The sequence below is a fragment of the Lysinibacillus sphaericus genome (assembly GCF_015844675.1).
Classification (GTDB): Bacteria; Bacillota; Bacilli; order Bacillales_A; family Planococcaceae; genus Lysinibacillus; species Lysinibacillus sphaericus_E.
Window position 1 is genome coordinate 1 of record NZ_LDGC01000040.1, and the last position, 15,517, is coordinate 15,517.

12 protein-coding genes, 1 rRNA gene, 1 pseudogene and 2 riboswitches are annotated in these 15,517 nt (G+C 37.4%); of the genes and pseudogenes, 1 reads left to right on the plus strand and 13 read right to left on the minus strand.

Features of this window, described 5'->3' with window-relative positions; all coding sequences use genetic code 11:
- The 13 genes from ABE34_RS11960 to ABE34_RS12020 all read right to left on the minus strand — a co-directional run.
- A 16S ribosomal RNA gene (locus ABE34_RS11960) occupies positions 1-188 on the minus strand; the annotation flags it as partial.
- A gap of 550 nt (positions 189-738) precedes the next feature.
- Entirely contained in the window at positions 739-2,043 is a 1,305-nt protein-coding gene (locus ABE34_RS11965; protein WP_197142787.1) for an NCS2 family permease, read from the minus strand.
- A 133-nt stretch (positions 2,044-2,176) separates the two neighbouring features.
- Positions 2,177-2,278, minus strand: a riboswitch (purine riboswitch).
- 251 nt (positions 2,279-2,529) lie between these two features.
- Positions 2,530-3,195, minus strand: coding sequence for an MOSC domain-containing protein (locus ABE34_RS11970; protein ID WP_197142788.1), 666 nt, complete (start codon positions 3,193-3,195; stop codon positions 2,530-2,532).
- Positions 3,196-3,690: 495 nt separating this feature from the next.
- On the minus strand, positions 3,691-3,843 hold the full coding sequence (locus tag ABE34_RS11975) for a hypothetical protein (RefSeq protein WP_197142790.1): 153 nt from the start codon (positions 3,841-3,843) through the stop codon (positions 3,691-3,693).
- A 350-nt stretch (positions 3,844-4,193) separates the two neighbouring features.
- Positions 4,194-5,744 (minus strand): glutamine-hydrolyzing GMP synthase, encoded by a 1,551-nt coding sequence (gene guaA / locus ABE34_RS11980; protein WP_197142800.1) that lies wholly within the window; start codon positions 5,742-5,744, stop codon positions 4,194-4,196.
- Positions 5,745-5,893: 149 nt separating this feature from the next.
- Positions 5,894-5,995, minus strand: a riboswitch (purine riboswitch).
- A gap of 36 nt (positions 5,996-6,031) precedes the next feature.
- Positions 6,032-8,218: a transglutaminaseTgpA domain-containing protein gene (locus tag ABE34_RS25640; protein ID WP_197142802.1), complete on the minus strand. Its 2,187-nt coding sequence runs from the start codon at positions 8,216-8,218 to the stop codon at positions 6,032-6,034.
- Positions 8,215-9,396 (minus strand): DUF58 domain-containing protein, encoded by a 1,182-nt coding sequence (locus ABE34_RS11990; RefSeq protein WP_197142804.1) that lies wholly within the window; start codon positions 9,394-9,396, stop codon positions 8,215-8,217. Before ABE34_RS11990 ends, ABE34_RS25640 begins: the two co-directional genes overlap by 4 nt.
- Positions 9,393-10,337, minus strand: coding sequence for an AAA family ATPase (locus tag ABE34_RS11995; RefSeq protein WP_197142806.1), 945 nt, complete (start codon positions 10,335-10,337; stop codon positions 9,393-9,395). The genes ABE34_RS11990 and ABE34_RS11995 overlap by 4 nt, the downstream gene beginning before the upstream one ends.
- Before the next feature lie 231 nt (positions 10,338-10,568).
- The gene (locus ABE34_RS12000; RefSeq protein ID WP_197142808.1) at positions 10,569-11,249 is read right to left on the minus strand and encodes an ABC transporter ATP-binding protein; all 681 of its coding nucleotides are present in this window, start codon (positions 11,247-11,249) and stop codon (positions 10,569-10,571) included.
- A complete protein-coding gene (locus tag ABE34_RS12005) occupies positions 11,246-12,055 on the minus strand; it encodes an ABC transporter permease (protein ID WP_241747141.1) in 810 nt (269 codons plus the stop codon). Before ABE34_RS12005 ends, ABE34_RS12000 begins: the two co-directional genes overlap by 4 nt.
- A complete protein-coding gene (locus ABE34_RS12010) occupies positions 12,055-12,507 on the minus strand; it encodes a nitrous oxide reductase accessory protein NosL (RefSeq protein ID WP_241747139.1) in 453 nt (150 codons plus the stop codon). The genes ABE34_RS12005 and ABE34_RS12010 overlap by 1 nt, the downstream gene beginning before the upstream one ends.
- Positions 12,504-13,775 carry a right-handed parallel beta-helix repeat-containing protein gene (locus ABE34_RS12015; protein WP_346655555.1) on the minus strand — a complete coding sequence of 424 codons (1,272 nt, stop codon included), beginning with the start codon at positions 13,773-13,775 and terminating at the stop codon, positions 12,504-12,506. Before ABE34_RS12015 ends, ABE34_RS12010 begins: the two co-directional genes overlap by 4 nt.
- A gap of 59 nt (positions 13,776-13,834) precedes the next feature.
- Positions 13,835-14,473 carry a nitrous oxide reductase accessory protein NosL gene (locus tag ABE34_RS12020; RefSeq protein WP_197142810.1) on the minus strand — a complete coding sequence of 213 codons (639 nt, stop codon included), beginning with the start codon at positions 14,471-14,473 and terminating at the stop codon, positions 13,835-13,837.
- A gap of 643 nt (positions 14,474-15,116) precedes the next feature.
- Here ABE34_RS12020 and ABE34_RS12025 point away from each other — a divergent pair.
- Positions 15,117-15,517 (plus strand): annotated as a pseudogene (locus ABE34_RS12025) (IS21 family transposase); the annotation flags it as partial.

Genomic DNA, 15,517 nt, shown 5'->3' on the forward strand with positions numbered 1-15,517 from the left:
AAATAGATTATTCGGTATTAGCCCCGGTTTCCCGGAGTTATCCCAAACTATAAGGTAGGTTGCCCACGTGTTACTCACCCGTCCGCCGCTAACGTCAAAGGAGCAAGCTCCTTCTCTGTTCGCTCGACTTGCATGTATTAGGCACGCCGCCAGCGTTCGTCCTGAGCCAGGATCAAACTCTCCATAAAAAGAAATTTGATAAGCTCAAATTGTTTTGCTGGCATCATGTTTGATGTCCAAAATTTTGTTTCGTTCACCAACTCAAGGTTAGCTACTAAAAACTTTATTGATTACGTTTTGCTTGTTCAGTTTTCAAGGTTCATTTGTTTGTCGCATTTAAGTGACTTTCTATACTTTAACATGTTGTTAACTTTATGTCAACTATATATGTTAATGTTTTGTTGTTGTTGTTGTTGTTTCTTTCGTAACAACGTTTATAAATATATCACCTTAATAGTAAGTTTGCAAGCGGATTATTAAAGTAAAACTATTCTAATTAAATAAAAAAGGAGTTTCTTCTATAATATGTGAATCAACTTCAACTACATATGAAAGTGATATGCTTTACATTGACACTATAACCGCTGATCTCTCATATTAGTAGCTTCCCTTTTCTAGCCATTAAAATCGTTTTATATTTTTATAGTTTTTAATTCTCCAATAAGAAAGCACCTACAATTGTTAGTTTCGTTTCTAACAATTGTAGGTGCTTTTTATATTTCTATTGTGTATTTATAATTAGCGTACCCAGATAAAGTATGCAAGGAAGACAAAGAACAATCCGTACATCATAGGATGAATTTCTTTTTTACGACCCGCTAAAAGCATTGTTACTGGATAGAATACAAATCCTATAGCAATACCAGTAGCAATTGAGTAACCAAGAGGCATCATTATTACTGTAAAGAAAGCAGGTACTGCAATTTCGAATTTATCCCAATCAATTAAACGTAATGAGGATACCATCAAAACACCTACAATGACTAGAGCTGGCGCTGTTACCGCTGGAGTTACCACAGCAAGTAACGGTGAGAAGAATAATGCTACTAAGAACAACATTGCCGTTACAACAGCAGAGAAACCTGAACGAGCACCTGCTGCTACACCAGAAGTTGACTCTACATACGCAGTAGTTGTTGATGTACCAAATAAAGAACCAATTGTTGTTGCAAGAGCATCCGCCATCAATGCACGGCTTGCACGTGGTAATTTATTATCTTTTACTAATCCTGCTTGTGTTGCAACTGCCATTAAAGTACCTGCTGTATCAAAGAAATCTACAAACAAGAATGTTAAGACAACTACTAAAAATTTAACGTTTAATAAAGAACCAAAGTCATGACGAATTGGATCTAGAGCTACCATAAATGTAGAATCTACACTCGGAATTGCTGAAATAACTGCTGTAGGAGCATCAATCACTCCTGTAATCATACCAACAATTGCTGTTATAACCATCCCTAAGAAAATACCAATACTGCGTAGTTTAATAATAAGAATAATTGAAAGGACAATCCCAAATACAGCTAGTAAAGTTGAACCAGTGAATGTTCCTAATGTAACCAATGTAGCTGGGCTATCTACGAGGATACCCGCTCCTTGTAAACCTACAAATGTTATAAACAATCCAATTCCTGCTGAAACTGCATATTTAAGTTGGACCGGAATTGCATTAATAACTGTTTCACGAATACCTGTTAGTGAAAGAATGATAAAGATAATCCCTGAGAAGAAAACACCTGTTAAACCAGTCTGCCAAGGAATACCGTAAGCTCCAACTACCGTGAAGGCAAAGAATGCGTTTAAGCCCATACCAGGAGCAAGGGAAATTGGGAATTTAGCGAATATACCCATAATCAGAGAACCGACTGCAGCTGCTAATGCTGTAGCTACGAATACAGCACCTTTATCCATCCCTGCATTTTCTAAGATGCCAGGGTTAACAGCTAAAATGTAAGCCATAGCAAGGAATGTAGTAATACCACCTATTATTTCGCGGCGATAATTAGTTCCTAATTCATCGAACATGAAATACTTTTTCATTTTAAAGAAATCCTCCGTATGGTCGTCTTCAATATCGAAAACAAAAAAGACACACTGACTACTCTACTAGTCGCATGTCTACGATACATTTCATCACCATTATTGTGAGAAATTAATTTAGTGTCTATACATTAATATATATAACTAAAATCGTAGTCAAGTTATTTACGGTAACTTGGTAGAAACTCACGGGCCTTATCCCCGACATTATACGACGACTTATTTAATTTACAATCGTAATATATCATTTCATTTTTTAGATTTCAACCCTATTTCCGAACATTTTTCACAAAAGTTACACGAAAGTTCGTGTAAAATTCTTATTTAATGTTCACATTTCAAATAGATCGTTACATAAATAGATTAGGACTGAACGTTGGACCATAGTTTTAAAATAAAAAATCCTCTTGAACTCATTCGAATTCTAAAGGATTTTAACTTTTTTCAACGGGTGTACAAACATCCGCTAAAATAGAGGCGTTATATTTAATTCATCACTTTATTTTGCAAGAGCTGAATTCTTTTTTCTAATTTTTGTTTCCAATCTTCCGCTAATGCATCAACTGCTTGTATACGTTTCATCGCAAATGCGTCTTTGTTTTTAAAATACACTTCGTTGCAATGTAAAACTGAAATACGTTCAGGGTGTTTTTCCACTAATTCAATTTTTGAATCCGCACAGATTGCCCCTTCTTCCAGTACTCGAGCAAGGAAGCCTGTATAACCTGTTTCAATTAAACGTTTGAGTAATGTGTTCGCCTCGGTATATTTATCAATCGTACTACATGGTACACGTCCTTGGGTAATTTGGATGATAGCATCACCTATTTTATAAATATCGCCAATACAAATATCCGATTCTAACATATTCGTTACTGTTAGGTTTTCACCGAACGCTGCTGTCGGCAACGGTTTACCCAGTTCCTGTTCCCATTGTATGTAATGCTCTGCAGGATATAAACAAACAGCACGGTCAGGACCACCATGATGTTTTTTATCTGCTACATCGTCCCCCTCAAATCCACGAACGGACAAAAAGACCTCTTGTACTTTTTGCTTTTCAATCCCTGTAATCATTGAACGCCCATTACTATAATGCAATTCTTTCGGCATACCAACAGCAAGTGTATGAATCGCAATAACTTTTCCCATCTTATTCCCCCTTAAATTAAACAGCGACATAGAGTCTTATTTACATTTATTAGTTTACTATACCTAACGATTCACCGTATAACTATTTCCTAATACGAATCTGTTTCATTGACGGACCATTCCGGAATATACTTTGGAATTAATTCTATTCCCCCTCACTTATTAAGAAAACTCAACTGTTCAAATTGTGGATTTTGATCCGCTATAGCTCTAATTTTTATATTCAACAAAACAACAAATACTTCCTTTATTTAAATTTATGGTATTAAAATTGGTATCACAAAATAAAAGGTCTAAGAAAAAATCTCTTTCCCTTCCAACTATATACAGACCATTTTCAGACCAAGAAAACAAAAAATTGCCCTACTAGTTCAAATAACGAACTAATAGTGTGACAACTATGTGGGGTATGATATTCAGTTAGAAAGGACACCTCCAAAAAGAAGTGCCCCCATTTCTGATGACTAGCTATCAAAATGCATTCTAAATATAAACTTATGTACGTGCACTATTACTCTCTTTTTTTATTATTTCGTCTATGTAATACTCTTTAAGCCAAACTTCTAAATTCATTTTTTCTTCCGGACACATATGTGACATAGTTACCTGTAGTTCTTTAATAACTTCTTTAGCAGTCTTTAGATTCATATTAAACACACCCTTTCTTCAATATTCATAATATTCTATTTGCAATCATTTAACAATGTCCAATTTTTACCTTCCAAGAAGTCTTATGAAATATATGAACGATACCTACAAAGTGCAGTATATTGCTTCTTCCATTCTTGAACCTGTTGACTCAATTCAAAATCATCTATCAGTTCCGTAATTTTAACCAATAAAAAACTCCCTTTTATTTAGTTACCGAAACTAAATAAAAGAGAGTTTAATTTTACCTATAAATAGTTGCACGTTAGAAGTGATTCCACTAACTAAGGACACGATCAACGTTGATATATCAGCTTTTAAAGCTGTCAACTACCTTATAAATACAAGGTCTATTCCCACTCGATAGTTGCTGGTGGCTTAGATGTAATATCATACAGTACGCGGTTAACGTGTTTTACTTCGTTTACTAGGCGGACAGAGATTTTCTCTAGTACATCCCAAGGAATGCGTGCCCAGTCTGAAGTCATACCGTCGATAGATGTTACCGCACGGATACCGATTGAGTAGTCATACGTACGTGCATCGCCCATTACGCCAACTGAACGGATGTCAGGTAATACCGTGAAGTATTGCCAAATATCGCGATCAAGACCAGCTTTTGCGATCTCTTCACGTAAGATGAAATCAGATTCGCGTACGATTTCTAGTTTTTCTTCTGTTACTTCACCAAGTACACGGATTCCTAGACCAGGACCTGGGAATGGTTGACGCCAAACGATTTTTTCGTCAAGGCCAAGCTCTAATCCTAATGCACGCACTTCGTCTTTAAATAATGTGTTAAGTGGCTCAATTAATTTGAATTGCATGTCTTCTGGAAGACCACCAACGTTATGGTGTGATTTAATCGTTTGTGCAGTTGATGTACCAGATTCAATGATATCTGTGTAAAGAGTACCTTGTGCTAAGAAGTCCATACCTTCAAGTTTAGCCGCCTCTTCATCAAATACGTAAATAAATTCGTTACCGATAATTTTACGTTTTTGCTCTGGGTCAGAAACGCCCGCAAGTTTATCCATGAAACGTTGACGTGCATCAATTTTAATAAGATTCATGTCAAAGTCTTCTGTGAATGTTTTCATAACTTGCTCAACTTCACCTTTACGGTTCAAGTTGTGGTCTACGAACATACAAGTTAATTGGTCGCCAATTGCTTTATGAATTAGAACAGCAACAACTGATGAGTCTACACCACCAGAAAGTGCACATAATACTTTTTTGTCACCTACTGTTTCGCGGATTTTTGCGATTTCAAGTTCAATGAAGTTTGCCATTGACCAATCACCTTTTGCTCCACAAATGTCAAATACGAACTGACGTAATAAGTCGTTACCATATACAGAGTGACGTACTTCTGGGTGGAATTGTACTGCATATAGTTTACGTTCTACATTCGCCATTGCAGAGATAGGGCAAGCAGCACTTGTTGCAATTACTTCAAAACCAGCTGGTACTTCTGTTACATGGTCACCATGGCTCATCCAAACGATTTGTTCAGTTGGTAAGTTACCGAATAACTTGTTTGAAGCTGTTACTTTAATTTCTGCTTTACCATATTCGCGTGTTTCAGCACCTTCAACTTTACCACCTTGCGTATGTGCCATTAATTGCATACCATAGCAAATACCTAGGATTGGTAAGCCTAATTCGAAAATAGCTGGGTCTACATGGAAGGCATTTTCGTCATAAACTGAGTTTGGACCACCCGAAAAGATGATACCTGCTGCGTTCATATTTTTAATTTCTTCTGCTGTAATCGTATGAGGATGTAACTCACTGAAAACACCAAATTCACGGATACGACGCGTAATCAATTGGTTAAATTGGCTACCGAAGTCAAGAACAACGATTTTTTCTTGCTCTAATAAAGGGCTAGCTGACAAAATTTCCACCTCTTCTACTATTTTTAAAGGAACTTTTCATATGTTCAAGAAAACGCGTATGAAAGTAAAAACTTCCTACGCGTTCATAAGCTCTTGATGTATAAAGGCGAATGCGTCACAAAGAAAAGTGATTTACTAACCTTCTCACCTAACAAAACATTCACCTTCATAGAGAAATCATTTACGGTAATCTCGTAGAAACATCCGAACCTTATTATCGAACTTATATGAAAGCAATCCTCATCTATATATAATTTTTTTCATTTTACTCTTTGTACCTATCAAAATCAACCGATAGTGCGATTGATTAAATATTCCCAACTTTCTTTCAGCTCAATAAAGTCTACCTCGTGTTTGCCCTTACCATAAATATGTTGCTCATATACAGCGGTTAGTTTTTGCATCTCCTCTGTCTCAAGCGATGCATCTACTCTTAGAGCAAATGCTCGTAATGTTTCGCCATCTTTCCTGCGTAATCCAATACGAGATAATTGCTTCGTTAAAACATGGTACGAAGCATCGAAATTTGCCCAATCCGCTTCTTTTTTACGAAATGCGCGTACTTGGATTTTAGGTATCCACGTTTTACGTTGCATAAACAAAGCGATACTAGCGATGATCATCAAAATGACTAGAGCAATCCATACGTAAATATACTTTTTCACCCATGTCCACACAGAATCAAAGCTAAACGATGTTGAGCTAGAAGTTTCTTTCTTCGGTTCTTGCTCTTCCTTCTTTGGTTGTTCTTGCTTTTTTTCTGGCTCCAATACTTGCTCCTGCTGAGGAGTATCTTGCTCAATATCATAATCAATATTCACATTTCCTGAAAATCCAATTGTCGGTTCAAACTCCATCCATCCTGTTCCAGGTATATACGCTTCTACCCAAGAATGTGCATTATCATTTGTAATTTGATACTCTTGTAAACCGTCTGATATTCGACCAGGATTACCAGGTGCAAAGCCTTTCACCCAGCGTGCAGGTATCCCTGCCGAACGGAGAAGCACAACCATTGATGTTGAGAAATTATCACAGTAGCCAACTTTAGTATCGAATAAAAACTGGTCAACATAGTCCTGATCCTCAGCCGGGATGGCTACTTCTTTTTTATCGTATCTAAAGCCATGAGATGAAAAATATTTTTCAATCGCTTTTATTTGATCATAGACCGAAGCTTTATCCTGTGTGATTTCTTGCGCTAAATTCCCTACACGTTGTGGAAGTGTGTCTGGCAATTGTAAAAAACGGTCAAAAGACGGATCTACTGTTTTTAGCGTGGATGGTTCTGCCATTTGGAGCTGTTCCATGCTAAATACTGGCTCACTATAAGAAATCGTATAGTTAGATAATAATTTTGATTCGCCATTCTGTTGTTCTATTGCTATTTTTTCAGTGTGCTCATCTTGAATAAAGATCGGTGAATCATGGGTAGAAACAGATATCATGCCATATGTTTGAATTAAAAAAGGCATCGGAACAGCAATGTCCATTTGAACCTGTCGCTCAGTTTCAGGAGATCCAACTTGTAATGAAGTTTGGATAGGAGTATCGGTCTCGTAGACATTTTTTCCAAAGTTCCCCTCCGAAACAATCCAGCCCTTCGAAGTATAAGTATCCTTTGTATCTATTCGCCAATAATGACGATCACGGGTAGATGCCGTAAATATTAGTGTGTTATCACCTTGGAACGGTCCCCCTAATTGGCTATCATCCTCGCTGTAACCAACTGTTTTTTCGCCTGTTCCATTGCCATCTTGCCCTGCCACCCCCTTAATAAAAGGGACTGGATCAGCCCAAGTTGGCCCTGTCTTAGGTAAATAGAATGCTACTCCACTAACAAGCATTACCGAAACAACCATCGGAATAACCAGTTTCCACTTCCCTATGAAATTGCTCGGTGCATCTGTTTGAAGCCATAAGCGCTTAACAAAAAGCAAGCCTGTCATTATTAATCCAAGCACAATAACTTTAACAATTGCCACCTTTCCATCATAGTCACTAAATGTATCTAGTGTGGCAATAAAGAATACTGTTAAAGCAAAGAAATAGAATATATTTTTCCGCACGGTTATCCAGTGGTGTATCAGGTATATTAACATCCAAATAAGCGCAACGAAGAGCAACGTTCTAAATGAATCCGATACTTTTTCAAAATCGCCCGAAAGGATGGCAGTCATATTCCATTTCCATTCATGCATTAAAAACGGTATTGTCTGTCCAGAGAAAAAGGGACTTTCACTATAAACAAACACTATAAACCAAGTAATATAACCAAATTTCACTAATCCCGACAGTATCGGGTGCACTTGAAATAAACTGAGTACCAATGATAAACCGATAAACACTAAAAATAAATGTAACACACCTGTATTTGTTAGCTGCATTACAGGAATAAGCCATTCACGTAAAATTAGAAAAATGATTACGTATGCTATTGCTAATTCTATAAAATCTCCTAGTGATTTTTTCACGGCTTCATCACCTCCGTGAACAGATGGTAATAATCTGTTGGATTTACATGTACAACTTGGATTTGCTTATAACGCTTCGCCAACTCTGTTTGCATAGGCGGGTCCTCCGCTACTACAAAACAAATACAGCTTTTCGCCATATTGGCAAGAGAATGTATTAATTCATCTGATACTTCATTCGTAACATATAGTAATGTTGCAACACGCTTAAACACTTGCTGATTTTGAAATTGGAATTTGACATTTTCAGCAGGTTTTATTGCAGCTAAATGATGCATTATTTGGTCTAGCTGCTTATTACCTTGGACAACCGGAAAGACCTTCGTTTTAGAACCAGCTGAAACAAATGAAATATCTCCACGTTCTTCGACAATTGTTTGTAGCATCGATGCTACAAGCTCAATTTTTTCTTCAAATAAGGGAGACTTTCCTGCATGGAGTACCAACATTAACTCCTGTGATTGACGATCTTCAAATTCCTTAGATTGCAACGTTTGTGTTTTCGCAAATGATTTCCAGTGAATCCACGAAAAACGGTCACCCGGAACATACTCACGTAAACCAACAGCCATTGATGTATCCTTAACAATTGAATAAGGTGACATCATTGTACCAACATCAAATTTTGTTCGAAGCGCGGCATACCTCATTTCGCTTACTCTCGGGTATACTAAAATGACTTGTTCCCCGTCTGCCACAACTTGCTTTTTTGCCCAGCCAAAAAAATCACAGAAAACAATATTAACACCTAAGTAACGATGCTCGCCACGGGACATATTTTCCAGCACATAATTCCAGCTAAATCTTTTCCTGAAGCCAACGAACTTAATGGTATTCGTCCCTTGTACTCTCGATTGAATAAGGACTTCGCTGTTTACAAGTTCCTCCATCATCATATAAGCAAACGGAAAGCGTGTTTTTCGCTCTACCGTAATTGTTACCTTAGCAGATTGTCCACTCTCTACGCGGGAGGGCTCAATTTTGCGTTCCACCAGTAAAATATCTTCTTTCACTAGTAAGAAAATAAAGGAGTATAACAAAAACGGACTAACTGTAAAAAATACAAACCAACTGACAAACCCACCTTGGAACATGGCATAACAAAACGTTATGATCATTAACAAAGAAACTAAAAGGAAATGTTTACTTTTCTCTATTAAGGCTTGCCATTTCTTCATTGCTCTGCAAACCTCTTTGTTGGCACAGGTGTTTTCGTAATAATACGCTCAATAATTTCCTCTGCCGTTACGTTATCATAGCGAGCATCTGGCTTTAAAATTAAACGATGGCTAAAGACAAATGGTGCTAAATATTGAACATCATCAGGAGTAACAAAACTACGCCCTTTTATAAATGCATAAGCTTGTGAAGCCTTCATTAAAGCAATCGTTGCGCGAGGACTTACTCCTAAATGTACATAGTTATTTTCCCTCGTTTGAGTCGCCAATTCGACCATATAGTTTTTGACTGAATCCTCAACATGCACACCCTGTACAAGCTCCTGCAATTCAATTAATTGTGAAACTGTTAGTACTGCTTCAATTTTTTCAATCGGTTTACCATGCTCAGCACGACGAAGAATTTCCACTTCTTGCCCTCTTGAAGGATAGCCCATTTTTATTTTTAGTAAGAAACGATCTAGCTGTGCCTCTGGTAACGGATATGTTCCTTCATGCTCAATTGGATTTTGAGTGGCCATAACGAAAAATGGTTGGTTGATTGTTAAGGTTTTACCATCAATAGTGACAGATGCTTCCTCCATCCCCTCAAGTAAAGCAGATTGCGTTTTTGGAGAAGTACGGTTAATTTCATCCGCTAAAATTACATCTCCCATGATCGGACCAGGTCGAAATTCGAATTCCAGCGTTTTTGGATTATAAATCGACACCCCTACAACATCTGACGGTAATAAATCCGGTGTAAATTGAATCCTTTTAAATTGTGCCTCAAAGGATTTTGCCAGTGCTCGAACCATCATTGTTTTACCGACACCTGGTACGTCCTCAAGCAAGATATGTCCCTTTGCTAGTAGGGCTACTATGCTAAGCTCTGCAACCTCTCTTTTGCCGATCATTACTTTTTCTATATTTTCTAATACATTTTGTATATGTGAATTCATAAATTAAAAAACCTCCTATTTCACCCAACAATTATTCAAATTGTATGATAACTCATTAAGAATAACGAAATATGTTTAGTAACACAATTATATGAGACGTTCATCTATTGCTTTACCACTATGAGCACTTAGCTAGAAAAGTAATAATACTTCAGCATGAAAAAGAAGGCCTGCGTGAATACAATCAAAGCAAACCTTTCTTTTAGTATAACGTCATTATCTATCAGAATGTTACAGATTTAATTTTTTTAACCATAAATTCTCTAACGAGGATGCATTTTCTTGTAAAAGTATTTCCTCTAATTCACCAGAAATAAGTATGTTCCCTTCGTGTAAAACCAACACATCGTCCGCTACTTCTTCCGCAAAAGACAGTAAATGCGTAGAAAATATGACCGTGCAGCCCCTTGCTTTTTCCTCTACCATCATTTTTTTCAACTCCGCAATCCAGAAAGGATCGAGCCCATTAGTCGGCTCATCTAAAATAAGCAAAGAGCCTTCACCGAGTAAACTTTGAGCGAGATTAAGCCGTTGACGCATCCCCTTAGAGAAATGCTTCACTTTTTGTTTTCGAACATCCCATAAAGCAACGCGCCTTAGTACTTCCTCCTGTTCCTTTTTACCAATCTTCTTTAACGAGGCAAGTAGCTGCAAAATTTCTGCTGCTGTTAACATAGAAGGAAAGTCCACATCATCAGGCATGTATCGAATGGCTTGTGGCTTATGCCATATTATTTCTCCTGATTTTTGCTTTTCCTGTCCAGTTAGCAGGCGAATTAAAGTACTCTTACCAGCGCCATTTCCCCCTACAAGCGCTAAAATACGCCCCGTTTGTAAAGAAAAGGAGGCTTCATGAAGACCTCTATTATTATCATAGATATTTGATAACTTCTTTGTTTCTAATAGCATCATCTTCTATCTCCTTTCTTTAAGAGAAAGCTAGTGTAGGCTAACGGACAAACTATCCAAAGCAATGTCACAGCTACGTATAATGCATAACCTAGTGGCGACGAATAAAACTGCGTTACTTTATAAAATGCTGGTCCAAGAACACTCGCCTGATCTGTAAAAATAAAGTATCCAAAGCGTAGCCACTCCACAGGATTAATATGTATCGCTATAATCGTCAGCTTTTGAAGAATATGACCAGCCACGACAGTTCCGATAGCCATTAAAGCGTAAGAGATTAGCAATAAAAAAATGGACCAAAAAACAAGTGACAACGACAGTGCAAATAGCCTTGTTTTCGCAAAGGCTCCCACTGCAATGGCCAATGACACAAAAATGAAAATACATAGCAAAGTTAGAACTATGAAGATAAATGGCAAACGCACTCCACCAAGAAATCCACCGAGCGCTAATATTACGCCGAACGCCACGGCCACTACCAATAAAAAGGCAAGTACAGAGGCAATATACTTTCCTGCAATATATTGCCTACGTGTCATTGGATATGTTTTTAATAATGAAAACCATCCTGATTCCACATCACCAGCTACACTCATACTACCGATCGTTAATATAAACAATGGCAATAAAAACAATAATACATTTAAAAAGGAGGCCGTCTGTCGTGTAAAACCGTCTACATCTGGTAATGCCATTTGCTGAATGACAATGATAGCTGTAAACACGAGCGTGAAAAGTAAGCCTACAAGTTGCATCCATCGACTTCTGAGCATTTGCTTTAATTCTAGTTTAATAAGCATACTATTCATCACTTATGGATCCCCCATTTAAAATCGTGTAAATCCTTATAGTCTAGTAGTTGACCTTCTCCCTCTGTCGTCATCCAGTCCTGTGCCGCTTCCTTCGAATCAAATGCAACTACCCCATAATTCATCGGAGTCCAATAATCCTTGTTGTACACATAAACAGCGTTAAAAACGTCAATCCATTCATTTTTTGCCGCATCTTTAATATAGGCTGCGCCAACCTCATCTTCCCCGTTCGCTTTCATATATTCCATAAGGCAACCAATATCATCAAAAATTTCATAATCGCCATTTTTCAATGCAATCTGGCCAGCATATGCATTATGAACGATACTCATATTGCAAATTTTACATACATCAGTTTCACTAACTATTTCACGAGGCTCATATGTTTTTTCACTACAGCCCACCAATACACCACAACATAGCAATACACTCATCAGCCATTTTTTCATTCTGTGATCCCTCTTTTCCATAGCCATAAACTACTTAATGCCAAGAATAAACCTACTAGCATTTGCACCACGTTCATCTTGTTCTTTTCTTGCACATGCTTCATCGCCAATTTCGGCGTATGATCAACAAGCATGTTCTTTTCAACTTTATTAATTTGCTGATCCAGAGATGTCAGTAAAAGGACGCTCGGAGATGCTACGAAATATTGGTAAACAGGCTGGCGTACCATCCATTGACCAAAGCTTGACACAGCCACATATGGAATATCACCGATACCATTGTCTTTTAAATCAATCCCTGAGTAATCATCATAATAATTATTTTTAAGTTGAAAGCCTTGCTGATCGGAGCGCGCCGTTAAAATATTTCCTGTAAAGTTATTACTACTAGCCAATGTGTCGTTACTGACCTTTGTACCTTCAAGGGCAGTTTGGTTCATCTGAAAATCATTTGATTCAATTTGGATAGTTGAACTTCTCTGCATTGCAACACCAGTCCGATTATTTTTGATTGTGTTATGTTTAATTTTTGCTTGCTGCACATCATACAGCAGCATACCGTAGCCATTAAAATCAAAATGATTAGCTATTGTATTATTTTCAAGGAGGATGTCTGTTGTCATCATAATCATAAGGCCAGTCACATTGTGAGCATATGTATTAAAAAGTGCTTTGGCATCACTTGTATACATAAAATGCGTACCATAACGACTGCTCGTCACCTTATTACGTTGAACAACAATACGCTTTACCTCCTCTACATAAATTCCATCCTGTACTTGCTCAATAGTATTGCCCTCGATCGTAATGTCCTCACTTTTAAAAACAGCCAACCCATTTCCTTTTTGGGAATAATGATCCTTAATACCAGTCACATTGATTTCCTGTATGCACACATTTTTGGAGCGTTGTATATGAACACCTGTATGAACATCTTTCATTTGTAACTTACGTAGCTTAAGTCCATCTATATTACTAACAACGATTGCTTTACTTTTTCCTGATAACGTTATATTGTCCACACTGACATTAGTAGTGTTTTCAATTCGAAGTGCTGGTTTGTCACTTTCACCGATTAGTTCAGTTCCCTCTTCGCCTTGTAGTGTTATCGGTTTTGTCACAATAAAATTACCTCGGTAACGACCAGCAGGAATATGAACAACCTCCCCTGGCTTTGCGACATTAATCGCCTCCTGTACATCGAAATCGGCGTACACTGTCTGACTCATGAATAGAAAAAATAATAAGGCCAACCCTATTTTTTTCACCAATCCTTACCTCCCAGTTCAGCACGAAAAGACTAGAGGAATCCCCCTAGTCCATTCGATTAATGACTATGACCGTCTTGATTCTTTTCTTCCATATGCATGGAGTCAGATTCACCTTTGGCCTCTTTTTCAGCTTTTTCTTTCATTTTCTTTTCACGACGCTCTAATGCATCGTCTTTAATTTTTTGTAATTCCTCTACATGTGCAGTTGGATTGTCAGCAATATATTTGTCTGCATCAGCTTTATCTTTGAAATAAACATATCCCCAATTCATCGGAGATTTTAGGTCTGTTTTGACGATAGTTGCATCATCAACCTTTACCCAATCTTTTGTATTAAAATCACGTACAAATTTTTCGTTCTTTTCTTTATTTGCAACCTCGGCATTTACTAAACAGCCGATGTCATCATAAAAGGTAACTGTTCCATCCTCTTTTATTGCTTGAGTAGAAAATTCACCCATATCTTCGTCCTTCATATATACTTTCATATTACACATTTCACACATTGTATCTTCTTTTGGCTCTTCTAAACGCGGATCCACTAAAGAAGCGACTTGCTTAGATTTTTCCTTTGCTTCTGCCTCATTCGCTGTGATATCTTGCTTCGTTTCTTCTTCCTTCACTTGATCTTTGTCTGTACCACAAGCCGCGAGTAAAAGTGATGCAGCCAGTACAGGTACCCATATTTTTTTCACAATTGCTTCCCCCAATTTCTTTTTTCTATTACTAATAACTACTTTACAGGTAAGTTGTGAAATAAGTTAAAAATCGCTGTGAAGTATTGGAAAAATTACCTTGAATATTCATTGAACGTCTCGACTTCAAATATTTCGAATGGAAAATATATACGCTCTACTTTTTAGTAAATATATTACAGGTCAATGTGATTAAGATGTCATATTCTTTGGCAAAGCGAGGGGTCGATCTCCGTTCCGGCTGGGCGCTTTCCTGGGGGCGTCGGGGCAACAGGATGTTGGTCACGAAGGCGTTATCACAGGACGTGATGCTTTTAGCCTTCGTTCCTCTATATCGCTGATCCCCGAGGAGTCGCCCAACCTCCACTCCATTCAACCACTTCTCCAAGTATGTATCTTCTGGCATGCCGTTCTAAATTCAAACCGAACTTCACAATGTATCTGTGCGAAAGCATAGCGGCAGAAACAAATTATTTCTTGGTCTACAGAAAAGTGAGTAGTCTGGAAGTCACCTTATTCAAAGTGCCTCACCATTCGTAAAGATTTTATTGACTATAAATGCTAATTTAAATATGTACATTCCTGCTTGAATAACAATGTACAAAAATGCTCATTCATTTCATACTAATACCGAGGTGTTAGTATGCATATTCAACTAGAGATTGAGACAGAATTTAAAATTAATAGTCTTTCAGATTTAGCAAATTTTAAACAAGTAATGGAGCATTTAAACATGAAAATTAATAAAAGTAAATTAGCAAGGGATATGGGAGTAGATCGACGAACAATCGATAAATATCTAAATGGCTTTATACCAAAAACAAAGCGTAATAAGCCATCTAAAATTGATGAGTTCTACCCGATTATTGCCAGCCTCTTATCAGAAGATTCTAAGCAGGTATTTTATTATCGACGCAATCTTTGGCAGTATTTAAAAGACAACCATGGTTTAGATTGTGGACAATCTACATTCCGTACCTATATTGCTAATACGCCAGAATTTAAGGCTTACTTTGAGAAAGCTGAGCGCGTATCTTCTTTGAA